The 25,325-nt window shown below is 59.9% G+C and carries 24 protein-coding genes; 9 read left to right on the forward strand and 15 right to left on the reverse strand.

The window, feature by feature from the left end; translation table 11 throughout:
• Positions 1 to 95 precede the first annotated feature (95 nt).
• The 14 genes from JHD59_RS14555 to JHD59_RS14620 all read right to left on the reverse strand — a co-directional run bounded on the left by JHD59_RS14555 (position 96) and on the right by JHD59_RS14620 (position 16,100).
• The gene (locus JHD59_RS14555; protein WP_199154767.1) at positions 96 to 1,193 is read right to left on the reverse strand and encodes an EscU/YscU/HrcU family type III secretion system export apparatus switch protein; all 1,098 of its coding nucleotides are present in this window, start codon (positions 1,191 to 1,193) and stop codon (positions 96 to 98) included.
• Position 1,194: 1 nt separating this feature from the next.
• Positions 1,195 to 1,971: a type III secretion system export apparatus subunit SctT gene (sctT, locus tag JHD59_RS14560; RefSeq protein ID WP_103316672.1), complete on the reverse strand. Its 777-nt coding sequence runs from the start codon at positions 1,969 to 1,971 to the stop codon at positions 1,195 to 1,197.
• A gap of 6 nt (positions 1,972 to 1,977) precedes the next feature.
• Positions 1,978 to 2,238, reverse strand: a complete 261-nt coding sequence (locus JHD59_RS14565) for an EscS/YscS/HrcS family type III secretion system export apparatus protein (RefSeq protein ID WP_103316674.1) — start codon at positions 2,236 to 2,238, stop codon at positions 1,978 to 1,980.
• Positions 2,239 to 2,257: 19 nt separating this feature from the next.
• On the reverse strand, positions 2,258 to 2,905 hold the full coding sequence (locus JHD59_RS14570; RefSeq protein WP_304491794.1) for an EscR/YscR/HrcR family type III secretion system export apparatus protein: 648 nt from the start codon (positions 2,903 to 2,905) through the stop codon (positions 2,258 to 2,260).
• Positions 2,906 to 2,912: 7 nt separating this feature from the next.
• Positions 2,913 to 3,803 (reverse strand): YscQ/HrcQ family type III secretion apparatus protein, encoded by an 891-nt coding sequence (locus JHD59_RS14575; RefSeq protein WP_199154768.1) that lies wholly within the window; start codon positions 3,801 to 3,803, stop codon positions 2,913 to 2,915.
• On the reverse strand, positions 3,797 to 4,870 hold the full coding sequence (locus JHD59_RS14580) for a type III secretion system needle length determinant, SpaN/EivJ family (protein ID WP_199154769.1): 1,074 nt from the start codon (positions 4,868 to 4,870) through the stop codon (positions 3,797 to 3,799). Before JHD59_RS14580 ends, JHD59_RS14575 begins: the two co-directional genes overlap by 7 nt.
• Positions 4,858 to 5,304 (reverse strand): hypothetical protein, encoded by a 447-nt coding sequence (locus JHD59_RS14585; protein WP_158248655.1) that lies wholly within the window; start codon positions 5,302 to 5,304, stop codon positions 4,858 to 4,860. Before JHD59_RS14585 ends, JHD59_RS14580 begins: the two co-directional genes overlap by 13 nt.
• Positions 5,297 to 6,586 carry a type III secretion system ATPase SctN gene (sctN, locus tag JHD59_RS14590; RefSeq protein WP_103316683.1) on the reverse strand — a complete coding sequence of 430 codons (1,290 nt, stop codon included), beginning with the start codon at positions 6,584 to 6,586 and terminating at the stop codon, positions 5,297 to 5,299. The genes JHD59_RS14585 and sctN overlap by 8 nt, the downstream gene beginning before the upstream one ends.
• Positions 6,583 to 6,990, reverse strand: coding sequence for an SPI-1 type III secretion system chaperone SpaK (gene spaK / locus JHD59_RS14595; protein WP_103316684.1), 408 nt, complete (start codon positions 6,988 to 6,990; stop codon positions 6,583 to 6,585). Before spaK ends, sctN begins: the two co-directional genes overlap by 4 nt.
• A gap of 19 nt (positions 6,991 to 7,009) precedes the next feature.
• Positions 7,010 to 9,085 (reverse strand): EscV/YscV/HrcV family type III secretion system export apparatus protein, encoded by a 2,076-nt coding sequence (locus JHD59_RS14600; protein WP_199154770.1) that lies wholly within the window; start codon positions 9,083 to 9,085, stop codon positions 7,010 to 7,012.
• Positions 9,086 to 9,467: 382 nt separating this feature from the next.
• Complete coding sequence (locus JHD59_RS14605) at positions 9,468 to 10,586, reverse strand: YopN/LcrE/InvE/MxiC type III secretion system gatekeeper (protein WP_304529162.1); 1,119 nt, start codon at positions 10,584 to 10,586, stop codon at positions 9,468 to 9,470.
• Positions 10,576 to 12,288: a type III secretion system outer membrane ring subunit SctC gene (sctC, locus tag JHD59_RS14610; RefSeq protein WP_199154771.1), complete on the reverse strand. Its 1,713-nt coding sequence runs from the start codon at positions 12,286 to 12,288 to the stop codon at positions 10,576 to 10,578. The genes JHD59_RS14605 and sctC overlap by 11 nt, the downstream gene beginning before the upstream one ends.
• Positions 12,285 to 13,055: an AraC family transcriptional regulator InvF gene (invF, locus tag JHD59_RS14615; RefSeq protein ID WP_233164183.1), complete on the reverse strand. Its 771-nt coding sequence runs from the start codon at positions 13,053 to 13,055 to the stop codon at positions 12,285 to 12,287. Before invF ends, sctC begins: the two co-directional genes overlap by 4 nt.
• A gap of 408 nt (positions 13,056 to 13,463) precedes the next feature.
• Positions 13,464 to 16,100: a hypothetical protein gene (locus JHD59_RS14620; protein WP_199154772.1), complete on the reverse strand. Its 2,637-nt coding sequence runs from the start codon at positions 16,098 to 16,100 to the stop codon at positions 13,464 to 13,466.
• Between the two features lie 898 nt (positions 16,101 to 16,998).
• Here JHD59_RS14620 and JHD59_RS14625 point away from each other — a divergent pair.
• The 9 genes from JHD59_RS14625 (at position 16,999) to JHD59_RS14665 (ending at position 24,621) form a co-directional block, all read left to right on the forward strand.
• Complete coding sequence (locus JHD59_RS14625) at positions 16,999 to 18,819, forward strand: HilA/EilA family virulence transcriptional regulator (RefSeq protein ID WP_233164191.1); 1,821 nt, start codon at positions 16,999 to 17,001, stop codon at positions 18,817 to 18,819.
• On the forward strand, positions 18,816 to 19,256 hold the full coding sequence (iagB, locus tag JHD59_RS14630) for a type III secretion system invasion protein IagB (protein WP_103316697.1): 441 nt from the start codon (positions 18,816 to 18,818) through the stop codon (positions 19,254 to 19,256). The genes JHD59_RS14625 and iagB overlap by 4 nt, the downstream gene beginning before the upstream one ends.
• 1,162 nt (positions 19,257 to 20,418) lie before the next feature.
• Positions 20,419 to 21,600 carry a PrgH/EprH family type III secretion inner membrane ring protein gene (locus JHD59_RS14635; protein WP_103316698.1) on the forward strand — a complete coding sequence of 394 codons (1,182 nt, stop codon included), beginning with the start codon at positions 20,419 to 20,421 and terminating at the stop codon, positions 21,598 to 21,600.
• A gap of 18 nt (positions 21,601 to 21,618) precedes the next feature.
• Positions 21,619 to 21,855 (forward strand): type III secretion system needle complex protein, encoded by a 237-nt coding sequence (locus JHD59_RS14640; RefSeq protein WP_103316700.1) that lies wholly within the window; start codon positions 21,619 to 21,621, stop codon positions 21,853 to 21,855.
• Positions 21,856 to 21,900: 45 nt separating this feature from the next.
• Complete coding sequence (gene sctI, locus JHD59_RS14645) at positions 21,901 to 22,206, forward strand: type III secretion system inner rod subunit SctI (RefSeq protein WP_103316701.1); 306 nt, start codon at positions 21,901 to 21,903, stop codon at positions 22,204 to 22,206.
• Positions 22,203 to 22,949: an EscJ/YscJ/HrcJ family type III secretion inner membrane ring protein gene (locus JHD59_RS14650; RefSeq protein ID WP_103316703.1), complete on the forward strand. Its 747-nt coding sequence runs from the start codon at positions 22,203 to 22,205 to the stop codon at positions 22,947 to 22,949. Before sctI ends, JHD59_RS14650 begins: the two co-directional genes overlap by 4 nt.
• A complete protein-coding gene (locus JHD59_RS14655; protein ID WP_199154773.1) occupies positions 22,942 to 23,520 on the forward strand; it encodes a type III secretion apparatus protein OrgA/MxiK in 579 nt (192 codons plus the stop codon). Before JHD59_RS14650 ends, JHD59_RS14655 begins: the two co-directional genes overlap by 8 nt.
• Positions 23,521 to 23,524: 4 nt before the next feature.
• Positions 23,525 to 24,166, forward strand: coding sequence for a hypothetical protein (locus JHD59_RS14660; RefSeq protein WP_233164192.1), 642 nt, complete (start codon positions 23,525 to 23,527; stop codon positions 24,164 to 24,166).
• Complete coding sequence (locus JHD59_RS14665; RefSeq protein ID WP_199154775.1) at positions 24,163 to 24,621, forward strand: hypothetical protein; 459 nt, start codon at positions 24,163 to 24,165, stop codon at positions 24,619 to 24,621. The genes JHD59_RS14660 and JHD59_RS14665 overlap by 4 nt, the downstream gene beginning before the upstream one ends.
• A gap of 135 nt (positions 24,622 to 24,756) precedes the next feature.
• Here JHD59_RS14665 and JHD59_RS14670 read toward each other — a convergent pair.
• Positions 24,757 to 25,325 (reverse strand): IS5 family transposase (locus JHD59_RS14670; RefSeq protein ID WP_199154776.1); only part of this gene is annotated, 569 nt, incomplete at its 5' end.

Consider the following 25,325-nt stretch of genomic DNA (forward strand, 5'->3'; position numbering starts at 1 on the left):
TCGCAGTCACCAACCCGGCAGAGCTGGCTGTAGGGCGAAAACCACCCTTGCAGCCATTGAACTCCGGATGGCGGGGTAAAACATTCAGTAATCGCTCATTTATGCGTTGCGGCAGATGGCGCGGCCTCCTCGGCCTGCGGCGGCGCGAGAGGCACCGCTTCCTGCACGCCTGCGTTTTCCACCTGCTCCAGCCACACCAGAAGACGGAGGACGTCATCCACTTCTTCCAGGCTGACGTAGTCGTAGCGTTTATGGGTGGCGTAGATGCGTCGAGCCAGCTTCACATCGGTGATAACCGGGACGCCCATTTTCTCGGCGTGAGCACGAACGGCCAGCGCACGCTGATTGGCCTCGCGTACCGAAATCAGCGGAATGGGCAGCAGCTCTGGCTTGAAATAGATGCCTATAGCAAGGTGCGTCGGGTTGGCGATGATGAGGCGGGAGTTCTCCACGTCAGACTTCACCTGCTCGGACAGGATCTCCAGATGCGCTTCGCGGCGGCGCGACTTGATCTCAGGGTTGCCTTCCTGCTCCTTCATCTCGCGCTTGACCTCTTCCCTGTCCATCTTCATGTCTTTCATGAACAACAGGTACTCGGCGACCGCATCCAGAATCAGCACCACCACGATGCATCCCAGGCAAACCAGCACAAGCGACAACAGCAGCTCCCGCCACACCGCCGCCATGCCCATCGGGCTACCATTGAGTTGTGAAAACAACAAGCCCTTGTGCTGGTACCAGACCACGGTCACCGCTACCGCAAAGCTAGTCAGATAGAGCAGCGCCTTCGCCGCCTCCTTGATCGTGCGCAGGCTGAACAGCTTCTTGAAACCGTTGACCGGGTTGAGTACGGACAGATCGAACTTCAAGGCCTCGCTGGCCAACACGAAACCGCTCTGCAGCAAGGCAGGCAATGACGAGGCCACGATGCACAGCAGCAGGATGGGCAGCAGCAGCTTGAGTCCCAGCCAGAACACAGCCTGCGCATAGCCCTGCATATCCTGCTGAAAACTACTAGTCAGCACCTGGCGGAATGCCCCCATCAACTCAACCAGTGAGCCGAAAGACACCAGATAGGCCACGCCACACAGCGTGAGGCAGGCGACGATCAGATCGCGGCTCTTGAAGGATTGGCCTTTCTTGGCCGCGTCCCGCAGCCGCTTGCGGGTGGGTTGTTCCGTCTTGTTCGCCATCTCAGCGCCCCCCCCCTGTGAGCCAGGCAGGCAAGGCTGATGCGGGGAAGGCCAGTTGCGCCACCTTGTCCGGCAGCACCGGCCCAAAGTAGAACAGCAGCATCAGCAAAGCGATGAGGCTTTTCACCGTCAGCGACACAGAGAATGCATTCATCTGCGGCGCAAAGCGCGACAGCAGGCCAAGCACCACCTCGGACAGCAGCAAGGCCGCCACCACCGGGCTGGCCAACACTACTGCCTGGCTCACCACTTTGTTGAGCAGGCCCAGCAATGGCGTCAGCTGCGGGGTACACAGTCCGAGCGGATCGCACAGCTGATAGCTTTGCTGGAATACGTCCAGCATCAACCCCACCCCGCCGCCCTGCAGATAAACCACGGCGGCGAACATATTGAATAGATTTGCCATCTCCGAGGTATCCACCCCGTTGGCCGGGTCTATGCTGCTGCTCAGCGTGGCGCCACGCTGGTTATCGATAACGCTGCCCAACGCGTGAAATACCCAGAAAGGCCAAGCCAGAAGACAAGCCAGGATCACACCTATCCCGGCCTCCCGTGCGATCAGCAACAGATAAGGCAGCGTCTGGAACGGCGGCAGCTCGCCCGCGGCGTACGGCCACAGCCCCAGCGCGACCAGCATGGTCACTGCGGTGCGCACCACGCCGTTGAGCACGTTGCTGTTCAAAAAAGGCAGCACAAAGAAAACCGGCGCCACTCTGGCAAACCCGAGCGCCGCGGACGCCACCCAGCCGTGAATTTCGAAAAACAACCCAAACTGCATGGTGCGCTAACCTCGGCTCAGCGCAAGCCGCATCACCTCACGGCCAAAACCAAGCAAGGTTTCGCCGTACCAGCCGGATAGCAAGAACAGGCAAAGACTGACGCCGAATAGCTTGATGCCGAATGGCAGAGTCTGTTCCTGCAGCTGCGTCACCGTCTGAAACAGACCAATCAAGAGACCGATGACAGTGGCGACGATGACGGGCCAAGCCGACATCAGCAAAACCAAGTACAGCGCCTTGTTGCCGGCGAATACCAGATCATTCATGACAACTCCCTCGTCGGCATCACTTCGCCAGGTCCAGGTATTGCAACACCAGCCCCTTGGACAGCATGGTCCAGCCGTCCAGTGCTACAAACAACACGAGTTTGATGGGTACAGAGATGGTCACCGGACTCATCATCATCATACCCAGCGCCAGCAGAATGCTGGAAATCACCAGATCCACCACTACAAAGGGCAGGTAGAGATAAAAGCCGATCTTGAAAGCGCTCTTGATCTCGCTAAGCGCGTATGCGGGCAGCAACGCAAAGATGGATGGCCGCTCATCGGCAGCGGCCGGCAGGGCAACGTTTTCGCGCTCAGCGCGCTCGGCCTGCGCCTTTTCGAAGAAGCGCACCAGTTCAGGATCAGAGTATTTGCGCAGATAGTCGCGGTAGCCATCCAGTCCGTTGTCAACGAAACCGCTGACAGCAGACACGCTGGTAAAGCTGACCTGCTCCTCTTGGTAATAGCTGTACCCCTGCTGCGCGATGGGCAGCATCACGAACATGGACAACATCAAGGCAATGCCGTTGAGCGTCATGTTGGACGGAACTTGCTGCAAGCCCAGTGCGTTGCGCACCATGACGAACACGATGGAAAACTTGATAAAACAGGTCCCCGAGGCAATCAGGAATGGCAGCAGCGTGGCGAACGCCAGCAGCGCTATCATCGAGATATCATTCGACATCGCCCGTTCCACCCATCCACTCGTTTACCTCCACCCCCAACTGGCCATCCAGCTGCACCAGCTCACCGCGACCGATCAACGCGCCGTTGGCGCGCACCTCCATCTGCCGTTCGGCCTCTACCGGCAGTGGCAACAGCTGCCCCTGACAAAGGGACTGCAGCTCCGCCAGCGTCAGATGGCTGCGATGCAATACGAACTCCAGCCTCACCGGCAGCTGCCCCATGCCCGACATGGGTTCAACCTCATCCTGAATTTCCTGTTGTTCCTGCCATTCCATGGTGATTCCCTCCTCAAGGATTTGATAAAAGCCCAGGGTCTTTTCGTAACAGCGCACCGCTGATGCCGGCTCGCGCACCAAAAGCACATCGCCACACGCCACGCGCTTGAGCAGCTCCAGGCTCACAGAACTGTCACCAACGACAAAGCGTAGCGGCCAGCCAAGGTTGTCCAACACCGGGGTATCGGCCAACTCTGGTTCGGGAGCACTCTCCAGCCAAAGGGGGCCGCTGGCGCTCATGACCCGCAACAGCGGCCGCTGCGGCAGCGCAGTGCCGGCCACAGGCTCGCCCAGCCAGAGACGCTGGTAGGCCAGTTCAGGAATGGGCAGTTCTAGCGGCTGCTCAACGGCAGCCAGCCATGGCAGCACCTGCGCCTCGATACCTGCGGCGGAGGCCAGCCCGGCCAATTCCGGCGCCACATGCGCCAGCCAGCCACTTGGCTGCATCCAGCCTCGCCAGCGGTGGTCGGCGTCCGCCAAGGGCAACCAGACGCCGTGCCGTGGCGGCGTCTCCAGCGCCACATCCCAGCCCTGGCGACGCCAGACCGCCGCGACAAGTTCGAGCGCGTGCTGAGCCTTATCCATCCGTTTTAACTTCAGCATCCGCTTTCATCCTCTTCATCCTGCCGCGGCTGCTGCTGTCCACGCCCTTCGCCGCCATCCCGCGCCAACTGCCATTGCTGAGGATTTCCCGACTGCCACTGCTCGCCCAAGCGTTGCGCGACCAGCGCATCCGACGGCTGCAGCAGCAAGCTGCCGCTGAGCCCCCCCTGCACGGTTACCGAGTGCTCGTTCCCCCAGCGCCGGAATTGATACGTCAAACCGTTTTGCGTCGCTGGCGCGGCAGTGCCTACCGTTGAGGCCGTAGCTTCGCCCGACATCCTCCTCTGAGCCGCCGCCGGCGCCTGCTTCGCCGCGCGCAGGCGCTCTGCGTGAGACGATGCCTGAGTCAAAGGGATGAGGTCGGGCATGGGTTGAGGAGAGGCAAGCGGAACGGTATGGGGGGACGCGTTCTTTTTCATGCGGGACAGCGCGTCCTTGCTGCGCGCCAAGGCTGGCTCGCCCAGCTCCACGGCCGACTGCCTCGCCACCTGGAGGTTTAGGTCCTGCTCGCCCTCCTGGATCGGCCCCTGTCCGGCGACAAAGGGCATCAGCATCCCCACCCGAGCATCCCTCTTCGTCAGCAGGACATCGCCTAGCGGCTCGCCGCGTTGCTGTTCCCCCTCCGCGAGCACCGGTTTGCCCTGTCTGGCGTCATTCATCGCCAGCGCGACGTCGCCGTGCTTTTGCGCCCTCAGCCCGATGGCCGCGAGCGCCAACTTGCCTGGCCGAGCATCCAGCAACGGCGACTTATCCTTCTTGTCCGGTTCGTTCGCGAGCTCCAGTCTGTCCTGGCGATCCGTCGTGCCTACTTTTATCTCGACCTCTGTCGGGACGGATTCATTACGGCGTCGTAAGGCCAGCGCCTGCGGCTGCTGAGCTTGCCAAGCGAGTTGGTATTTGGCCAGCTCAGGCTCCAGGGCCGGCTCGCGGCTACGCTCGTCTTCGTCACGCGGCCGGTGCTGATCCCGGGCCTTCTCCAGAGCCAGCTCGTCCAGAGAGCTCCCCGGCCCATCCGACAGCGGCGCTGGCGCCCCACTGGGCTGAGCGATAGAGATCATGGCCTCCATTGTGTCCTCTCTTCCTGTTCGGCCTCTTCCTGCCGCAGCTGGAGCAAACGCTCCTGCTTGCGCACCTGGCTAGCCCAACGTTGATACTTGTCTTTCTTGCGCAGCCAGCTATGACGCTCGAACTGGCGTTCATCGCGACGCATGGCCAGCGCCTGGCGCTGCTCGCCCAGCTGCGCCAATTGCAGATTTAAGTTCTGCAACTGACGGCGCAGCACCGCCTGCTTGCGTAGCAGTGCGGACAACTGGCCACGGTCCAGCACGGCGCCTGTCGGCCGCTGCGTTTCCAGCAAATGGCGTAGACCTTGAGCCTGCGCGACCAATGCATCTGCATCGACGCGCAACGCGTCGTCCTCGCGCGCCAACTGCGCCAATTGCACCTCGCAGCGCTGCTGGGATGCGGCGCTGCGCCGCTGCAAACTGTGGATCTTAGCCATTAAGCGCATGCATGCCCCGCAAGGTGTTGTCGAAAGAAGAATGCTCTTGCAACGGCTGGCGCAGCCATTGCCGTAGCGGGTCGCGCATGCGCATCACCCGGTCATTGTCGGGGTTGTCTCCCTGGCGATACTCGCCCAGGTCGACAAAGACTTGCAGCTCATCCAAACGTCCCATCAGCGTGCGCACGCCGCTGGCCAACTGCTGATGCCCCGGGTCCGTGACCTGACCCGCGACGCGACTGGCGCTCTTGAGCACGTCAATGGCCGGGTAATGACCTTGACCCGCCAGCTTGCGGCTCAGATAAATGTGGCCATCCAGAATGGAACGGATCTCATCCGCCATGGGATCCGGCTCGTCGTCGCCTTCGAGCAGAACGGTGTAGAAGGCAGTGATGCTGCCGTTATGCGTAGCGCCGGGACGCTCCAACAGACGCGGCAGACTGTCGAACACGGAGGCCGGGTAACCGCGCCGCGCCGGCGGCTCGCCGGCCGCCAAAGCCACGTCGCGCAACGCGCGGGCGTAACGCGTCATTGAATCGACGAACAGCACCACCTTCTTACCCTGGTCGCGGAAGTATTCGGCCACGGTAGTGGCCAGAAGCGCGGCGTTGCAACGGTCGACCGAGGCGTAGTCCGAGGTGGCGAATACCAGCACACAGCGTTCGCGCTTGGGCGAGGCTCGCAGCGCTTCGACGAACTCAGTCACTTCTCGACCACGCTCTCCAATCAAACCGACGACAAAGACGTCGGCCTCGGTCTGGTCTATCAGCATGTGCATCAGCATGGTCTTGCCGCAGCCCGCCGAAGCGAAAATGCCCACCCGCTGGCCGACACCGCAGGTGAGTAGTCCGTCTATGGCTCGCACACCGGTAATCAGTGGCTCGCGCACCCCCGCGCGGCTCGAATACGGTGGTGGATCGGCGTCCACGCCGCGTTCCTCGCCCCCAACGCCGGACTCGGGACCGAAACGTTCGATGATCTGCCCGGTTGGATCTAGAACTGCGCCAAGCGCAGCCTGGCCGATCCAGGCCGACAGCGTACGCCCGGTTGGCTGCAGCACTGCTTCGCGGGTGAGACCTCGCGGGTTGCCGATCAAGCAGAGTACTGCGCGTTCATGCGTCAGCCCCACCACCTGGGCCCGCGCCACGACTTCGCTCTCCTGCCAATTGCGACGGATCTCGCATAGTTCGCCGATGGCCACCCCAGGTAACGCGGCTTCCAAGATGGGGCCGGAGAGCCGCTGCGGGTATGCCAGGCGGCGCAACAGGCGTGGCGCTTTCATCGCAGCAAAGACCCGCTGAAGCGCTCCAGACCATCAAAGAAGCCATTCAGCGCCTCGGAAAAGCGGCTGCCATCTACCAAATAGTCTGGATGCACCAAGGCCTTGAGTGCAAGCGAGCCGTCCTGCACTGTCAGCTGCAGCTGGCCGCCCCGTGCAAAGCCGCAGCCCTGCATCAGCGCCGCCAGCAACTCACTGCCACGCTGGCTAATCACGGCATCGCTGTAGTCTCCGATGAGTGACCATAGCCACAGCTCGTCGTCCTGGACGCTGATATAGATGCTCGGCAGCTCGTGCAGGTCGAGTGCGATGGTGGAATGGCTGTCCAACTCGCCGACCAGAGAGGGGTCGCAGCCACTCTCCTCCAGTGCTGCGCGAACCAGTTGGGCAATATCCGGGGTATACATGTGCGGAATCCTCTAGGGCTTAAATGGTTTTGAGCACGTTCACCGACACGCTGTCGGCGATCTCGCCGAAAGACACGACCTCCAGCTCGCGGAAGCGGGTTTCGACCAGTTTCTTGATGAAGCGGCGTACGTCGACCGATGTGAGCAGCACCATGTCTTTGTGGGCGATGCTCAAACCATCCAGCCCTACCGCGAACAGGTCCATCAGTTCGTCAGAGGCGGCAGGCTCCAGGTTGAGGAAGGCGCCGCCCGATGTCTGGCGTATGCCCTTGCGCACCATGTCCTCCACTTCAGCAGAGGTCATCACCGCACGCAGCTCGCCGCCGTGGGCGAACTTGTGGCAGATGTAGCGCGCCAGCGCGCCGCGTACATGCTCCACTAGGTTGATTACGTCCTTCTCGCGCGGAGCCCACAGCGCTAACGCCTCCATGATCAGCTTCATATTGCGTACCGAGATGCGCTCGGCCAGCAGGCGTTGCAGCACCTCGGCGATGCGTTGTACCGTAGCGTGGCGCAACACTTCCTTGAGCAAGTCCGGGTACTTAGCCTCCAGTTGATCCAACATGTGCTTGGTTTCCTGGACACCAAAATATTCGTTTACGTGCCGCGCCAACAATGCGGCGAGACAGTGGTAGAGCTCGTCCAGCGCCGGGCGCAACTGATAGCCTAGCTTGACCAGCTTGTCGCCGTCGGCTGGGCGCACCCAGGCGCACTGACTGCCTCCCTGGGTGCTGAACACTGGCTGCACACCCAGAGCAGTGGCCTCATCTGTGTAGTTGATCACGCGCACAAAATCGAAATGCAGCTCGAACTCGTCGGCGCGGATCTCGTTGATCAGCAACACCACGCGGTTATCGGCCGTACCGTCAGCATCGCGCAGCAGCATGTCTGGTAAGCGCACACCGTAGTCGATGAAGAACTGGCTACGCAGCCGCTCGGCTAATTGCGCTTGCTCCAGCACAGCACGCCGCGCCTTGGGCACCAGCAGGATCAAGGGCACGGTTTCGGCAGCCACCTTGTCCAGGTTGCCGATCAAACCCAGCGAGCTCTCCTTGCCACTCGCCGGCGAGACGCTCCCACTCATGCTGGCCACGCCCGTCTCGCCGGTCTTCCCGCCGCTACTCGCCCCCTGCTTCGCCACGCGGCGCTTGTAATAGAACAAGCCGGCCAGCGCCGCCGCCAGGATGGCGAACACGAACAGCGGAAACCCAGGCAACATGCCCACAGCCAGCGCCAACACCGCAGTCACAATCAGCACAAAAGGATTGCCGAACAACTGGCCCATGATGTTACGGCCCATATTGTCGCTATCGCCGTTGACTCGGGTGACGATGAAGCCAGCACTAATAGCGATCAGCAACGCCGGAATCTGCGCCACTAAACCATCACCAATAGTAAGCATGGTGTAAGTGGACAAGGCAGTGGACAGATCCATGCCATGCTGCGTCATGCCCACGGAGATACCGCCGATGAAGTTGACGAAGATGATAATGATGCCGGCAATGGCATCGCCCTTGATAAACTTCATCGCGCCATCGAAAGAGCCGTAAAGCTGGCTCTCGCGCTCAAGTACACTGCGGCGTTCGCGCGCGCCATCGGCATCAATGATGCCGGCTTTGAGGTCGGCGTCGATACTCATCTGTTTGCCAGGCATACCATCCAGCGAAAAGCGCGCCGCTACCTCGGCGACCCGCTCAGAGCCCTTGGTAATGACAATGAACTGGACCACGGTAACGATGGAGAACACTACGAAGCCTACAGCCAAGCTGTCGCCGATAACGAACTGACCGAAGGTGGCTATGATCTCGCCAGCATCAGCCTCTATCAGAATCAACCGACTGGTACTGATGGACAGCGCCAGACGAAATAGCGTGGTAATCAGCAGTACCGAGGGAAAGGTGGAAAAGCTGAGAATGCGGTCGATGTAAAAGGACCCCATGAACACCAGTACCGCCAGCACGATGTTGAGACCGATCAGGAAGTCCACCAGATAGGTGGGCAACGGAATGATCAGCATCGCAATGATCATCACCATCAACAACAGGATCAGCAGTTCTGGACGCGTACGAGCGCCGTTGAGCAAGGAATTAAACACTGGGGCATCCCAAATTATTCGGTCAATCCATCATCGAGAGTCATCACGGCTCGGGGCAAGCGATCACTTCTCTCAAACGCCAGAGGCGAGTGTCTAACAGCCGAATGCTGGAATCCTGATGTAAATCTGATTATCCCGGCCCCATCAGCCCAGGCAGGAGAGCCTCGCGCGCAAGCACAGGAAAACATGGGAAACAAGATGACGGCAGACTGCCCAAAAGAGGCGATGGTCTCGCGCCGTCACGACAAAGCCGGCAATGGCGCAGCGATAGGCAAAACCAGGAGCCCGATATCCGCTCGGAAATACAATAAGTCCGATGAACTTCGCCCTACCAGGCAGGCCCGCTCGAAGCGGTTAGTTCATGATTGCCTTGATGGATGGATCATCCCGTCTCACGACGTCGCTCAGCCTGTTCGTGGCGATAGGCTATGCCCGCCATATGGCGCAAGGCTTCAAGCAAAGCCTCCTGCCAGCGCGGATCAACAAAGAGCGCCGGGGGCAGAGCCTTGCATGCCTGGTAGAGCGCCTGCAACAACGTCGAGTGTTCACTATGGCGGGAGAGCAGCGCGCTGCGCCCCACGGTATCGGCCAGCAGCGCGTCCAAATCCTGCGGCTGCAGCAGCAAAGACAGCAGAAACAGCAACCAGTCGGACTCATTGCCGTTGAAGGCGCAGACATGCTCATTGCCCATCAAGCGTCCGACAAACAATGTATCCGCGGAACGCAGCAACTTGAGCTGCCCTAGGCGCCCCAACAAGTAGCCAAACTCCAGCCTAGAGCAACTGGCGTCCTGCGAATCGATGTCGGCCAGCAGCGCGCCCTCAATGAAGTCAAGCACCAAGACCCGGCGTTGGTAACCGAAGCTGCTAATCCAGTCAGCGTAGACCTCAACCTCCGCCGCCTCGCTCTGCAAGAACTGCCGGTAGCTAGCGCGCAGCAGGCCCGGACTCAGTTGCAAGGATTTGCCGAACAGTCTCGCCTTGAGCGCGCAGTTGATGCCGGCCTTCAAAGACTTGGGATCGGCCTGCTCCTCCACCTGCTGCAGCAGTGCCTGCAGGCGCTTGCGCACCACCTCGTCCAGCTGGCGCCGACGCAGGAGTTCGCGCAACACTAGCGCCAGATCGCTATCGTCCGGGAACAAGGCGCGCGCCTGGCGCAGCAATTCCTCGACGCGGATCCCCAATGCCTTGGCCACCTGTACAATCTGCTGCGCCTTCGGGTTTGCCTCTTCATCCAACACCCGCTCGAAACTATCGGCCAAATGCCCGAGCTTCTTGTCATAGTCGCGCCGATTGCGGAACTGCGTCAGCGCAGCCGCCATCTCGTCCGTGGACTGGAGGAAGCGCTGCATCTCGGCCGCAGGCGAGGCATCATCGGCGCGCTGCGCCTCAGCCTGGAACGCGTCGCTTTGCTTGACCACATCACGCTGAGCGTCGGCCCGGGCATGATGCTTGGCCGAGCGCAGACCAATAGTCGGCAGTGGGCGGCTGCTAATTTCCACGCTTTACCTCTCGGTTCAGGTAGTCGCGCACCCATTGCTGCAGAGGATCATTGCCAATACCCGCCTCCTTAGCCAAATTGGCGGCCAAGTCGCTGGCATCCGGCGTCAGCGGATCGTCAATCTCGCGAGGCTGGATCAGGAACACTCGCACGTAATTGCTCAGACTCTGGCTGCGGTAGCGGAACAGTCCACCCACCACGGGAAGGCTGCCCAATAGCGGTATCTTGTTGTTCTGCTCGACATTGGCGTCGCGCGTGTAACCGCCGATCAGCAGGCTCTTGCCCTGCGGCACACGCGCCACGGTGCTGATCCGGGTACGCCCGACTTCCGGCAGCGAGTCCGGGGGATCGTTTTCATAGTTCGGCGTCTTTGTCTCGCGGCCATCCTCGATATTGAGCGACATCTCGATCTGCCCGTCTGCGGAGAAGCGCGGCAACACGCTGACCAAGGTGCCATAGGTGACGGACTGCAGGCTGGCGTTGCGCTCACCCACCAGCTTGGCGTAGAAAGTACGGTTGTTATCGAACAGCGCCGGCACATTCTCCTGCGTCAATACCACTGGGCGCGATACCACATTCGCTCTATCTTTCTGCTCCAGCGCCATCACCGAGGCGATGAAGCGGCTGCCGTCCAGCGTACTGATGGAGCCGCTGTTGTTCAGCGACACGCCCAGCTTGTCGCCGACAGTGATGGCGCCGCTCCAGTTGACGCCCAACTGGTCCAGATCCCCTTTGTCCAGGTCAATGATCCACAAGGACAGCTCAACATGGCGCTTGGGCACATCCAGCGCTGCAGCCAACTTCTCGATGAAGCGCACCTGCTCTGTCGTGCCTTTGACCAGCAGACTGTTGGTATCAGGATAAGCGATAACCTTGATGTCGCCCGCGGCGACTTCCTGCCTCAAGGCCTCGGGCAGACTCAGGCCTCCGGCATACGCTGGCGGCTTCGCCGCGCCGCTGCCGGGAAAGTCCGGCATCGGGGGAATATCGCCGCGCCGCGCCGGGGCGGGAGCGGGTGCACCGCTAGCCGCGCTTTGCAAAGGCTTGTCTTCACCTTGCAATAGACGCTCGATCACCGTTGCCATGCCAGGTATGATGATTTTCTGGTCCCGCAGCTCGTAATTGCGATCACTGACGAAAGTGTTATTCAGTCGGATCACGCCGATCTTCTGCCGTCCCAAGTCCACGCCGTCGCTCTGCTTATCCATGAAGCTGGCCGCATTGACTACCAAGTCGACGAACACCGGCGGACCGGACACATAGAAAGTACCGCTGCGGCCATCCCCGCGCAAAAGGTAGCGACGGTCGTACAATCCCGAGCGCCGCAGAAAATCATTGAAGGTATTCAATGAAACATTGCGCAAAGACACTACCGCATTGCGCATTTCACTCGCATCGTAAACATAGATGGCTTGCCCGTCGTGGTACCAAATCAGTCCAAGCTGTTGCGCCAGTTTGTCCAGCAACACCTGGGAATTACCCAGATCGAACTCTCCACTGATTTGCTTGCGCGCCGCCAACTTGCTGACAATGACTGGTTTTTTGAGCTGCGCTGCCAACGCGTCGAAAAAACCACGCAGGCTCTCATTTTTAGCAATGTAGCCAGAGCCGGCTGGCCGCACTGGCTCCGCGGTGTAGCCGGTTGGGGGCGTTAGCAATGCAGTACACGAAAGAAGCCATGCACACAGAACTTTTCTCTTCATTTGATAGCCAATTGAATGATGTTGGATAAGCCGCGCGGCGATACGCCGAGCAGCTCCCGGATCTCGTTGGAAAAATGAGAAGACGAGGCGTAACCATGCTTGAGCGCTACCTGGGTCAAGCTCTCGCGCCCCTCAACCACGTCCAACAGCGAGCGCGCCATGCGCCAGTCGCGTAGCTCGGTCTTGGCCGCGCTCCCTAACGCCTGGCGGCATAGCCGACGGAAATGCGAGTACGAGACGCCATAGCGCTCTCCCAGATCCTGCAAAGTGCCGCAGCCAGCCGATTGCGCCAGGAGAAAGCGCACCAACCAGTAGCTTTCACTGCGGCGCAGTCCGGCAAGGAACTCACTGAACGCAGGGGTTGGCATCAATGCCTGTGACAAGAACCAGTATTCGCAACGTTTGCGATCTTCGCATACCGATGGATCGCCCAGCGGCAGTGCCGCCCAAGCCCCCCCTCCGGTATCAACCTCCTCCAGACTCCGCGCCTCATCAAGAAAAGCGAGCAGTTTGCTCAGCACTTCCAGCTTGAGCGCGCGTAGCGTCAGTTGCCCCGCCAAGACCTGCACTTCGACACGGTCCAGCATCAGCAAGCCTTGCCAGCCGGCCGGCATCTCCCACGACGCTGGGATCCCATCAGACACCAGCGTCAGTACAGCTGGCCTGCCGATGATTTCACGCGCCAGCCATACCTCTTGGGCAGTTACAACACGCTTGCCGCCCTCGCCCAGGATTTCCTGAAAATGCAAAACTTCGTGGTCTATCATCAGTCAACGCCCTACTTAACCCATACTCGGGTTCGCAGAGTGTCTATCAGCCGGCGAGGAGAATCCTGATGCAAATCTGATGGGTTACCAACAGGAGCAACCGGGGCAAAACAAAACGCCTTCAGTAAACCTGAAGGCGTTCGAAGTACAAGCCTTGCTTAGCGGCCAGTTGGATCACGAACCTCCAACCAATCATCCTCCCCTACACCGCTCTCCCCTCTCTCGGCATCAGTGAGGCAACGAATGGCGCCGCATCGCGAAAACGCTATATTGAACGTGCCGGGGCATTGCCAACCTGCTTGACGCCATGCGACAAGCCGTTCCCGGTCTCAGCCTTCACCGCCTGCGCATCAGCGATGCTTTTATATGGCGCGACGCTTCGTTCCGCGCCCCCTGCCTGAGAAATGTTCATTCGCTCACAGCCCTCCCACTTTCATGAGTCAATGACAGCTCCTCCCAGCCAGCGAAGTCCTGCTTATCGATCTGCCATTGTGGGTACTGACGCTCCATGAGCGCTTCCAGCTCTTCAATGGCGGCCTCGAAACTGCCGTGTCCCGCGGCGAAAGCCTCCACAACGGCGAAGAACCTCGTGCCGTCCCACTGCTGCCTCTTGAGAAAGTAATTGGCCTCGCCCCGCACCGCGCTGTCTGGACGGGCCAACTGACGGCACAAGGCTTCCAGTGCCTGACGCTGCTCTTGACGCTTATCCAGCCATCGCGCCTCTTCGCCGACCGCCTTCAGATGCAAGTAATGCATCAACGGCGCGCTCAGACTATTGTCGCCCCAGCGTTCATACAGCACCGACGTGGCCGATGTGCCAATATCCAAGCCCAACTCCACAGACACCCCTGGCTGCACCGGCACCCCACCCGCCAAGCTCAATCCCACATCGCCGCCTGCGCTGACGCGAATCAGCTGCAGCCGATAGCCGGCAGCATCGGCGGGAAAATCCGCCTGCCGCTGGTATTGCGGCCGGTAGAAACGCAGCAACAACATCAGGCTGCCGCTCCCCTGCGCGCCCAACGAGGCCTGCAAGCCCGCCAACGCCGCCGGCACTTCGGCGGCAAGCCCGTGTGCTGCCAACTGAGCCGCGAGGGCATCGCGTACACGGTCCAGCGGCCAGCTTCCGCCTACACTACCGGTCAGGCTCACGCGCACATCCTTGTAATCGCCGGCACGTAAAGGGTTATGATGCAAACGTTCACGCTCAGTCAAAGAAGCACTGACCTGCAGACCGACCTCCCCCAGCGCTCCGCCAAGACTCAAGGCGAGGCTGCGGTCTCGGATCTGCAACTTGAGAAGGTCGCGAAAACTGGTCGCCTGCGCCAGCTTCCCCGCATCGTAGCGGATCGGTGGCGCGTACAACCTTGGCGCCAGCTCATCCAAGCGTTGATCCAGCACCCGCTTCTCGAACAGCATATCAACAGCTGCTTCGGCGGGTTCCCGCGCGGCGACTTCACGCACCAGCACCGCATGCGCCAACGCCATCTGGGCGAGAGCCTCCTCGCGGCTGCGTGCACGCCAGCTGGCCAACAGCGAGCGCTCCACGGCCGCGCCGCACGCTCTCCGGCCAATGCCGGCATCCACCTGCTGCGCCACCGCGCACAGGTGTTCAAACTCGGCCGCCAAACAATCGACTGCTCGCGCCAGCGTCTTCAGGTCGACGCTCCTCAGGGCTTCCGCATCAGCAGCGCCGCTAAGCCGGGACAGCGGCCTCGTCTTGGCATCAGGCCCGAACAACACGCCGGCCATCTGCCCCAGGCCGGCCAGGCGTTGCTCTGCAATCTTCTTTTTCCGGGCAACGCCATGTTCCTGCCGTAGCGCCTGCCAGAAAGGAGTCAATACCGGGGCCTTGATGTCGATACGCTCCACCGCCACGCCCAGCCCCACACCGACACCGGCTGCTTCAGCCCGCACGCAGGCATCGCCACGGACACTGTCAACTATGCAAGGTGGCGCATAGTGCCGGGCAGGACCGGGCAGCGCCTCCGAGCGGTTGCGCTGCCCCAACCAACCCAATAGCACGCCCAAGCGCTGCTGTTGATCGGCAGCTTGCTGTTGCAGTCGCTGAAAGTTACTCAGCTCGTTTCCGTAGCCGGGACGGAATAAGCGGATCAATGCCCCCACCGCCGCGCGAGCGGCCGTGCCCAGCGTTTCGCGGCGGGAGCCTCGCGCCAATTGATCCGCATTGATTTGCACATATGCCGTCGCGCTGGCGAACTCTTCCGATTCGGTATGCTGCCAGCGTCCCTGCACCAGGCCGGACAGCGCAGCCACGCCTACGCCTCCTTTGCCTGTGGCCTGTGCCGATACGGCTTTGCTGCGATTGACGAACACGAAGCCTTCATCATCATTGTCCATACCCCAGGTCACGCCCAGACTCACCCCGAACGTGGCCTTGGTACCTGCGCCGGCCTCCCCCAACCCTAGGCCCACCCCCAACGACACGCCGGCGCGGCGCTCCTGGCTGCTCCCCGGCTGGTCGAAGCGCCTGAATTGCGGTAATAGCTGAGCTTCAGCCTCGGCCCTGGCCAGTTGCGCCCACGCCGCCTGACCCAGCAGGGCCAGACGCTGGCTCAACTCGGCAAACGGGCCCTGCGGCAGCATCCGCGCCAGCGCCTCCATCTCCAATGACAGTCGGGCGCACTCCTTAATATCCAGTGCCGGCCGCGGCGCACCTTCAGCCAAAATCAGACGCAAGCGCTCGATCACCGACACGCTCTTGGGCGTTATCTCGGCGCGCTGCGGCAGCAAGCGCAGCGCGCGAACCCAACGCGGCAGCTTGGGACGCTCCGGCTCGGCCTGGCGGTATGCCTCGTCGCGCATACGCAGCAAAGTCTGATTGACGCCATCGCGCAGCAATTGGGTCTTGGCGTCAACAAGCGTAACCTCGGTACTTGGCGGCGACGACACAACCGCTTGACCATGTACAGCCTCCACCGCTCCAACCCACGAAGCGCGCACTTCGTACGGGGGCGCATCCAAGCGCCGACAGCCAAGGAGGCGCACTGCCTCGTTGTCTCTGCTTGTCAACGACTGCAACATAGGCTCCTCCTTGCTGCCACCACGGAAGTGTCTTTTACGAAAGCATGCGACCGGACTGTCTCGCGACAATCAGATTCCCGGCGACATCCAGTCCACTAGGCCCTGACATGCGACTCTTCATAACCGCACTTTGACGTATATCTTTCAGGGCCGCCGCCTCCTGCTCCGACAAGCACTCTTCACCCAGCGTCTCCAGATGACTCAGAAATTGCAGCCACCCCTGTTCGAGAAAATTAGCCAACTCTCCGGCCGCACTTCCTCGCGGCGCGGCAGCGCTAAGCATCGATGTCGTGTTACTGCAGCTTTTGAGAACCTCACCCAACGGAACTGCCGTTCGGTTCGACACGACGACAGATTGCCTGTCTAGCTGCTCGGTCCGAGCGGCCATAGCACTTAGCGGGTTTGGCAAAACCTTGATGGGCATCTCAAAAAACTCCTAGGCAACGATTGTAAGCCACGCAACTCAGTCATAAACAGTGGTGAGCAGGATCAGCGTAGCCCCGACAACCCACCAAAACTTGCATAAATTGTTCACCCCCCCGTGCAAAGCATTTACTTTCGCTCACAACAACCAACTTGGCCCCTCCTCCGCAACAATGCCTACCTCGAAGCTATCAAGTTGCACACGAAATGAATTTAACCAATAAAATCAAGTAGTAATATTAAAGCAATTGATCTAAAATGGTGTGCAAATCTTAAAACAAATTAATAAAAAAATATCCAGCTCGATCTCAACTGCATAAGAGTCGAAGCATGGGCGTTTTTTGCAAGTCGTTTACTTCAAGCAAAACTACCGTGCGTTCACTCTAATTGTTTAGCGTTTGATTACTAACGATAAGCACAGGGAGCAATCGAGCCATACCAAAGGGAATGGCCACATCAATGCCAAGCATGAAAAATGGCTAGATTTTATTTTTTTACAGAATTTAACTTTAAATTCTTAAAAAAATTGGCACAAAAAACCAAAAACCCAAGCAGCAGGCTATTTGTAATTGCACAACGCTCATACGAAGGAATAGAAAAAATGGCGTCAAGTCAAATTGGCTTAACGAATCGGCAGTTTGTTTTCGGCGACTTCGTCCTTCATCAGGATGGAACGCTGGTACACCGCAAACAACAGGTACACATCCCGCCAAAGGAACTGGCAGTACTCACGCTGCTGCTTGAGGCCGCAGGCGAGGTCGTCAGCAAGGACACTCTGCTTGACAAGGCATGGCCCGATGGCGACGTCAACGAAGAGTCGCTAACACGCTGTATATACGCTCTGCGCCGCTTACTAATGGAAAGCAAAAACTACCGCTACATCGACACGGTTTATGGCAAAGGCTACCGCTTCTGCCGTCCCGTCGCGACGGTCTCGCGTCCCACCCCCCAAGCGGCACAATGCTCAATTGCTATCTTGCCTTTTCGCACGCACTCACAGCTGGACGCGGTCAACCTGCACCATGCCTTGGTGCAGTGTCTCTCCTCGTACTCGCCATTCGGGCTGATCGTGCTACCTGCCACCATCACGCAGAACTGCCGCGATGTTGCCGATATCGTAGCGATGATTGACCAGCTTCGGCCTGACTACTATCTCGCCGGCCAGACGCTTCCACACGGCGATGGCTGGAAGCTGCGTGTTGAACTTGTGCGTGCTGATGGCCATCATCTGGTGCATCACGAAAGCATAGAACTAAGCCCTGAACAACCTGTCCCACTGCTGCAAAACCGGCTCGCCAGCCTGCTGTCACAGCGAATTCCCGGACTGCGCTGGCATCAGGACCAACTGAGCGAGCTGGGCTCGCTTGATTCGGCCATCATCTACCTGAACGGCCGCCACGAACTTCAGCGGCACACGCCATCCAGCTTGCGTCAAGCACTGGTACTTCTGCGCCAGTGCGTCGGCGCCAGTCCCTGTCACGCTCTTCCCTACTGCAGCCTGGCAGAGTGCTACCTCACTCTGGCCCATCTTGGCTTATTCGATCAAAAACGTGCACTAACACAGGCGCAGCACGCTGTCGACAAGGCTATAGAGCTTGATCCCGGCCACCCACAGGCCATGGGGCTTCTGGCTCTGCTCAGCAGCATGCGGGCCCAGTATGCCGTAGCGGAGGCACTATTCAAGCAGGCCTGGCTGCTAACGCCGGACTCCGTAGACCTCCATTATTATCATGCTTGGCATCTGTTCCTATCCGATAGATTAACTCAGGCCCAGCAGGCTCTGGACATCTGCCTGGAACGCGACCCCTCCCGCATCGCAGCTAGCATCCTCAAACTATGGCTAACCTATTTCGAAGGGCGCATGGACGATGCCATTGATCTAGGCAAACGCCAATTGTGCCAGTACGGCCAAGACCATCCCATCCTGCAAAGCGTACTGGCTCTGCTACTGGCTCTGAAGGGACAACATAACCAGGCTGACGCCTTAGTGCAGGCGGTGCGAGCAAGCGGCGAAGAGGCCGGACTGATCGCCATCAATAATTGCTACGTCGACTACTGCCGGCGCGGTGAATCTGCTCTGCCCACGGTACGAGCCTTCCTGACCAATATGGATAGTCGCCAGATCAGAGCCGGATTGCTACCGCTGATGCTAGCCGTGCACGGAATGGAATCCACGCTGGAGTACTGGCGCCAACTGGAAGAGGAAGGGTATGTATGGAGTCGCGCTTGGCGACATGACCCGCGGCTGAGTCAGCTCGCCCCCAAGCTCATGCGCCTACAAGCAGAGGCCGCATGAAGTACATCCCCCTAATCTTGCTTCTATACACGGGAACGGTACGTGCAGACTGCTGGGATCGTGCCGGTAGCATGTTCAATATCGATCCCGCACTGCTATATGCCATCGCGGAACAGGAATCCTCGCTGAACCCTGCAGCCATCGGTCGTAACCGCGATGGCTCTCACGACCTAGGACTGATGCAGATCAATAGCCGCCATCTACCGCGGCTGCAAAAGCTGGGCATCAGTCAGCCCAAATTGTTACAGGACACCTGCCTGTCCGTCATAGTTGGTGCCTCCATCCTCTCCGACATGATGAAGCGCTATGGCTATACTTGGGAAGCGGTAGGGGCCTACAACGCCGGCACCGCTCCCAACCGCTACGAACTGCGCATGCGCTACGCTCGCCTTGTCTGGAAACGCTACCAAAGGTTGATCGGTGCCGCCGATAGTTGACCTTCTAGGCCATGCCTGCCTCTGGCTGAACCAATTTTGCAAGTCCCGCACCCTCACTCCGGCCTAGACTCGCCTTCGTACGATCCGAGCGAAATCGACTTCGGACCTAACTGACGCAGGAAGCCTACGATGAGAATCTATGCACCGCTGCAGATTGCCGCAACACGCAGCGTATCTCGCACACCACCGGACTCCCCATCCCCACGCCACACCCCTCTCGCAGAACGACTGCAGCTTGCCGCACCTCGGCAGATGCAACTAAGCCCTCCCCCTGTCTCAACGAGGCTCGGCAGTGGCATTGCAGCTAAAATCGCTGCAATCAACGCCTTTACCCAACCCGCCGTCCGGCAAGCAGGCGACAACACTCCAGGCAAACTACAGCGCGTCAACCAAGTCGACGGTTTTGCCACGGCCGCCGCGCGGCCAGATGTAAAAAAGCTCAAGCTCGAGGCGTTCCAGCATATCGCTAACTGCCTTGCCAGCGGTCCGCCCGCCGCCAAACCACGTACGGCGGCTGCACCCCTCCAGCCCCAGACGCCTCCTCCCTCTCCTCTGCCATCGACATCACCGGCGCTGACGGCCATGCCGTCAGCGCCTTCGGTTCCAGGCATGGTACCGCCGCCACCTCCACCTCCTCCGCCCACGCTGCTCGCGCCGCAGGCGCCTATCCTGGTGGTCAGGCCGCGCGCCACAGTTGTCCCGGCCAGCGCGGAAGAAATCGAGGCCCAACGCGCCCAGCAGACTCCCAAACGCAACTCCCCCAAAACTCCGCAGCCATTACACGCCGACTTGCTACAGGAACTGCAAAAGCGTTTGCCTCCACGTCTGGAATAACCATCAACAACGACAACTCCTGGCGCGGCATACCCGGCCGCGTCACCCGCTCCTGACCGTGATCTTCAGCTTGAAGGGGATGACCTGCCACGCCACTGCCATGCTGATCCGCCAAAGATCGCCCTCCCCCAAGTGGTAGATACTCAGCCCGGATACAGCCTGAAAATGGATTAGCGGCTGCAATGCACTTTTCCGTCACATTGAAATTCATGGTCCATGACCATCCCCTAACCTCCACCGAGAATTCATCGTTTTTCCATCAGGAAGCTTCCGCAGCAAGACCGTACAGTACACCGGTCACCGCTACGCGTACTTAGATACACAGAATATGGTCGCCGAAGACACCACCCACTCCCTAGACAGCCGGATTATCGTCCGGCTGCTCAACAGCCCCTTGCGCGGCTGTGAATTCCTGTTGCCAACGGGCCGTACACTTTTTTTGGTCGGCCCTGGTACTACTCTGGCCGACCCGGGACAATTGCCGGAACTCCCTGAGGACACCCTGCACGTGCCCCTTGAACAAGGCGGCATCAACTTCGAGCTGCTGATCGATGCCGCCGACCTGGAACACATTGTCCTGCGCGAGCTCGCCGATGCAGGCCCCAGCGAACGACCCGTCCCATTCAATCAGCCGGTACACATTGGCGCGCTGACGCTGGCCCTCCGCCCAGAACACCTGTCCTGGTCAACAGAGGTACTGACTTATCCCGAAGTATCTCAGCCCGCGGTCAGCAAACCCGCGCGGCGACACCCTGTCGCGGCGGTCGCCCTGGCCACGCTGGCTCTGGTGCTGCTTGTCGGCAGCGGCTACTGGTTATGGAATAGCCCGCAACGGCAGGCTGCCGAGCTGAATACCCTGCTCGGCCGGGATAGCCAGCGCTTCCAAGTATTGCCCGGACACAATGGCGTGTTTTATGTGGCTGCCGCCAACGAGCGCGACGGCGCTTGGGCGCGTCAGGTCATCATGCGCGGCGACTATACCCGCCCGACACAAGTCGTCTATCCAGCGCAAGAAAACGAACGCATCGGACGTTGGCTAAGTGACCACTACCCCAGTCTCGCCTACTACCGGCTGCAGATGGAGAACCCACGCCGCCCACAGCTGTGGATCAGCCGCCAGCGCGCGCCCTTGAGTGACGCTGCGCGCCAACAACTGGGACAAAGCCTAGCAACCATCATGCCTTATGCGGATAAGGTAGACGTGGTGGCGCTGGATGACGTCACCGCCGCGCAACAGGCCGAAGCCGGACTATTGCGCCAGGCGCTGCCCTACACGCGAGACAATCGCGCCGACAGCGTTACCTTCGTGATCCAGGGCGCGCTGGACGACGGCGAGCTATTGCGCGCGCGCCGCTTCGTCGACGACTACTACCGACAATGGGGCGGACGCTATGTGCAGTTCGCCATCGAATTGAAGGACGACTGGCTCAAGGGCCGCTCCTTCCGCTACGGCGACCAGGGCTACGTCAAGATGGCGCCCGGTCACTGGTATTTCCCCAAACCCCTGTAAGACGAAAAAGGATCCACCATGGCTTGGAACGGCTACCTAGACAAAATTTCCAGCGACTTCGATACCGGTGTCGAAAACCTGCAACAGCAGGTCGACGATGCATTGGCGGCATTGGCAGCAAAACCCTCCGATCCGCAACTGCTGGCGGCTTATCAAAGCAAGCTGTCGGAATACAATCTGTACCGCAACGCGCAGTCCAACACCGTCAAGGTGTTCAAGGACATCGACGCGGCCATCATCCAGAACTTCCGCTAACCATCGCCGCGCCGCGCCTTGTCGTGGCCGGCATAGGAGTTTGACATGGCAACATTCGCCGCCCAGCCGGTGGAGGCGCTGGTCAGCCGCATCCGCGACCTCCCCGCCCAGGAAAACGATATCGTGTCGCTGGACGACAGGCTGATCCAGGCCTTCTCCCGCTCCGCCGTCAGCAGCGGCATCGAGAAAGATTCGATCCTGCAACGTCTGGAACAGCCTGAGGCCGTCACCAACCCGGCTGAGTTGTTCGAACTGCAGCTGCGCACTTCCAACTACAACCTGGAAGTGTCCATGATCAGCACGCTGACCCGCAAAGCCGTGGGTGCCGTAGAAAGCCTATTGCGGTCATGATGCGCCGTCGCCTTTACGCCGTGCCGCTATTGCTGTTTCTGGCAGCCTGCCAGAAACAGGATCTGCTCAAAGGGCTGGACCAACAACAAGCCAACGAAGTCATCGCCGTGCTGCAACGCCACAATATAGAGGCGGAAAAAAACGATCGCGGCAAGACAGGTTACAGCGTCAACGTGGCGCCAGCGGACTTTGCGGCCGCCGTCGACTGGTTGAAGACCTACGACCTGCCGTCGCGCCCACGCATGGAAGTGGCGCAGATGTTCCCAGCCGACTCGCTGGTTTCATCGCCGCGCGCGGAGAAAGCGCGATTGTATTCCGCCATAGAACAGCGACTGGAGCAATCGCTGCAGACCATGAATGGCATATTGTCTGCGCGCGTGCATATCAGCTACGACTTGGACGCCGAGGAGGGTGGCCGAGCCGCCCGCCCCGTTCACCTGTCCGCGCTGGCCGTTTACGACCGCGATACAGAGCCAGAGCAGAAGGTCAACGACATCAAGCGCTTCCTGAAGAACAGCTTCGCAGAGGTAGAGTACGACAATATTTCCGTTGTGCTGTCGCGCCGTGGCGAGGCGCAGCAGCAGGCGCCCAGCGCCCCCGCCTCGGAGCGCGGCAACGGAATGGTCTGGCTGATCGTTGGCGTGCTCCTGCTAGGCATATTGGGCGTCGCAGGCTGGTTGTGGCAACGTCGCACTAGCGAAGTAACCGCGCCTGCCGAGCCGGCAAGGAGCGAGGATGGCTAAGTCTATTCACTCGTCCGCCCTGCAACGAGTGCTGTTCGACCCACTGGCCTATCTGCACCCTCGCCGCCTATTGCTCCCTGTCGACCTGACAGAACAGGCGGCGGCGCGCTCCGCCGTCAATAGTCTGCTCATCTCCGTCTTCCAGATGAGACATGACTGCGACGACGCGCAGCTGGATCCGCTGGCTCGGCAATGGCTTCGCCACTGGCACCGGCTACCGCAAACGGCCTACCTGATCGGTTGCCATGCCCTTCGCGCCGACCTGGCATGGCGCGCGGGACAGTTGATCCTACCGGAGTGGGCACTTACTTTCACGACCATCGCCCTGCCGACCGAGGCGGCGTCACGTCAAAATATACCCGGCCACGACGCCATTCTGCGCGCTGGCTATGGCCGGCTACAGCCCTGGCGCGCGCGCCTGCCGGTTCCGCTGGCGCAACGGCTGCCGCTGCTTTTTCCCCCGCACGTGGACAGTGTAGCGTCACAGCAGGGCGCCGATCCCTTGATCCTGACTCTAGCCTTACAACATGCCCAGAGACATACCCATCCCATCCCAGCAGACGCCCATTGACGGTGTGCTGTTTAGCCGACGCGCGCTGCAAAGCTCAGCCCGAGACCAAAGGCTGCAACAAGAGGCACGCAGACATGCCCAGCGCATTCTGCGCGACGCCGAGCGGCACGCCGATATCCTGCGCCAGCACGCTTATCAAGAAGGATATGAGCAAGGTTTGCTATCAGCCCTGCAGCAAATCGCCACTTATCTGTCCGCCTATCAGACGATGGCCTGGAGCTGGCGCGAACGGCTGAACCAACACGCACGCGCGATGTTGTCCTGCGCCGTCGACCACCCAGACACGCTCCTATTGCTGTTAGACGAATGGCTGCACGATCTGGAACAGGGGGATGCAACCTTGCACCTGACGCTACCGCAAGCTAGCCGAGCTCATCAGCATCGACTGATGGAGCTCTTGGCCGAGCATTGGAGCGGCCCCATCCAGCTGGACTACCATGCCGACCCTCGCTGCATCATGCGCTGCGGCGATCAGTTGGCTGAATTCGCGCCTGAGCTGTATGTGGAACCAGCCAGCCGCCAGTTGCAACAATGCCTGGATGCAATGCCGCAGGATTGCCGCCAGATCTCGGCGCAAGCGTTGCGCGAACTGATCTCGCAATGGGAAGCGCAGGCTAACGATACTATAGACAGGAGTTCGGAATGATCCCGACCATTGCATCCCTCCCTCCCTTTTCCCTTGCATCAACGGGCAACGGCGATGTCGTACCGCTGGCACAGCGCCTAGCATCTGCCCAACCTCTCCCGGCTACTTCAAACCAGCCCGGGCAGGACTTCGATAGCGATCCTCTTGCCCGTGCGTTCCTTGACGCCCTACGCACGCTGCCACCAACCGACGATCTGCGCGCCTACGCGAACGCGGTCAGTCAACTCATGCGTGAATTTGTAAACCCGGAGACGGACGAGCCGGCATTCATTACCCTAGAACAGCAGAGCGACATCTTGCAACGCGCCATGGCGCAACTGGAAACAGACGACCCATTGAGCAAACCCCTGCAGGCCACATTGATAGGCACCAGCAATCTGCAAACGGAAATGACAAAATGGATGCAGAACATCTGCATGTCAGACGGTAACCTGGAAGAATTCGAAGAGTGGTAAGTCCTAGGGAAGGTCTGAACAACCTGCAGCACAAACAGAAATGCCATTTCTCGCGGGGGCTTCGGTTGCATTAGACCCACCAATTTCAGATCGCCCGCCATCAGGATGACTGGATGCTTCCGGTCATCCATCCCTTCACCCCCCCGCCAGCAAGACCTTTCGCACCAGCCAGATATTAGTCAGCCCAAACAGCGTCATCAGTTGTGCGGTGTTCTTCTTCAAGCAACGGTAGCGTGTTTTCAAGTAGCCAAACTGCTGCTTGATGACCCGAAACGAATGCTCCACTTTGGCCCGAATCTTGGCTTTGACCGTTTCGACCAGCTGGATCTGCCGGTCATCGGCTGAGTCGGTCAGCGCTTTGTGCTGGCCGGGCCTCATGGCAATCCTCCAGCGCACCGCCCGCGATTGGTGTTCGGCTTGCTTGTGCACGCTAGTCAAGCCGGCGTCGCCAAACACATCGACTTCCTCGCCGTGCAGCAACTGATCGACCATCGTGACATCCGCCACATTGGCGGCGGTGCCAGCCACGTGATGCACCAGGCCGGACTGGGCATCGACGCCGATATGGACCTTCATTCCGAAGTACCACTGATTGCCCTTCCTGGTTTGATGCATGTCCGGATCGCGCTCGCCCTGGGCGTTCTTGGTGGAGCTGGGCGCGTGGATCAGGGTGGCATCGACGATGGTGCCTTGCTTCAACATCA

The organism is Chromobacterium sp. ASV23, from assembly GCF_016428945.1.
Taxonomy (GTDB): Bacteria; Pseudomonadota; Gammaproteobacteria; order Burkholderiales; family Chromobacteriaceae; genus Chromobacterium; species Chromobacterium sinusclupearum.

What these genes read in the sequence shown, in the direction of transcription:
- sctC (WP_199154771.1), bottom strand. Translation starts at nt 12,288, where the DNA reads ATGAAGAGAAAAGTTCTGTGTGCATGGCTTCTTTCGTGTACTGCATTG.
- JHD59_RS14555 (WP_199154767.1), bottom strand. Translation starts at nt 1,193, where the DNA reads ATGGCGAACAAGACGGAACAACCCACCCGCAAGCGGCTGCGGGACGCG.
- JHD59_RS14640 (WP_103316700.1), top strand. Translation starts at nt 21,619, where the DNA reads ATGGCTTGGAACGGCTACCTAGACAAAATTTCCAGCGACTTCGATACC.
- JHD59_RS14635 (WP_103316698.1), top strand. Translation starts at nt 20,419, where the DNA reads ATGGTCGCCGAAGACACCACCCACTCCCTAGACAGCCGGATTATCGTC.
- JHD59_RS14570 (WP_304491794.1), bottom strand. Translation starts at nt 2,905, where the DNA reads ATGATAGCGCTGCTGGCGTTCGCCACGCTGCTGCCATTCCTGATTGCC.
- JHD59_RS14665 (WP_199154775.1), top strand. Translation starts at nt 24,163, where the DNA reads ATGATCCCGACCATTGCATCCCTCCCTCCCTTTTCCCTTGCATCAACG.
- JHD59_RS14585 (WP_158248655.1), bottom strand. Translation starts at nt 5,304, where the DNA reads ATGGCTAAGATCCACAGTTTGCAGCGGCGCAGCGCCGCATCCCAGCAG.
- JHD59_RS14575 (WP_199154768.1), bottom strand. Translation starts at nt 3,803, where the DNA reads ATGCTGAAGTTAAAACGGATGGATAAGGCTCAGCACGCGCTCGAACTT.
- invF (WP_233164183.1), bottom strand. Translation starts at nt 13,055, where the DNA reads ATGATAGACCACGAAGTTTTGCATTTTCAGGAAATCCTGGGCGAGGGC.
- JHD59_RS14655 (WP_199154773.1), top strand. Translation starts at nt 22,942, where the DNA reads ATGGCTAAGTCTATTCACTCGTCCGCCCTGCAACGAGTGCTGTTCGAC.
- spaK (WP_103316684.1), bottom strand. Translation starts at nt 6,990, where the DNA reads ATGTATACCCCGGATATTGCCCAACTGGTTCGCGCAGCACTGGAGGAG.
- sctN (WP_103316683.1), bottom strand. Translation starts at nt 6,586, where the DNA reads ATGAAAGCGCCACGCCTGTTGCGCCGCCTGGCATACCCGCAGCGGCTC.
- iagB (WP_103316697.1), top strand. Translation starts at nt 18,816, where the DNA reads ATGAAGTACATCCCCCTAATCTTGCTTCTATACACGGGAACGGTACGT.
- JHD59_RS14565 (WP_103316674.1), bottom strand. Translation starts at nt 2,238, where the DNA reads ATGAATGATCTGGTATTCGCCGGCAACAAGGCGCTGTACTTGGTTTTG.
- sctT (WP_103316672.1), bottom strand. Translation starts at nt 1,971, where the DNA reads ATGCAGTTTGGGTTGTTTTTCGAAATTCACGGCTGGGTGGCGTCCGCG.
- JHD59_RS14625 (WP_233164191.1), top strand. Translation starts at nt 16,999, where the DNA reads ATGGCTAGATTTTATTTTTTTACAGAATTTAACTTTAAATTCTTAAAA.
- JHD59_RS14620 (WP_199154772.1), bottom strand. Translation starts at nt 16,100, where the DNA reads ATGTTGCAGTCGTTGACAAGCAGAGACAACGAGGCAGTGCGCCTCCTT.
- JHD59_RS14650 (WP_103316703.1), top strand. Translation starts at nt 22,203, where the DNA reads ATGATGCGCCGTCGCCTTTACGCCGTGCCGCTATTGCTGTTTCTGGCA.
- sctI (WP_103316701.1), top strand. Translation starts at nt 21,901, where the DNA reads ATGGCAACATTCGCCGCCCAGCCGGTGGAGGCGCTGGTCAGCCGCATC.
- JHD59_RS14580 (WP_199154769.1), bottom strand. Translation starts at nt 4,870, where the DNA reads ATGGAGGCCATGATCTCTATCGCTCAGCCCAGTGGGGCGCCAGCGCCG.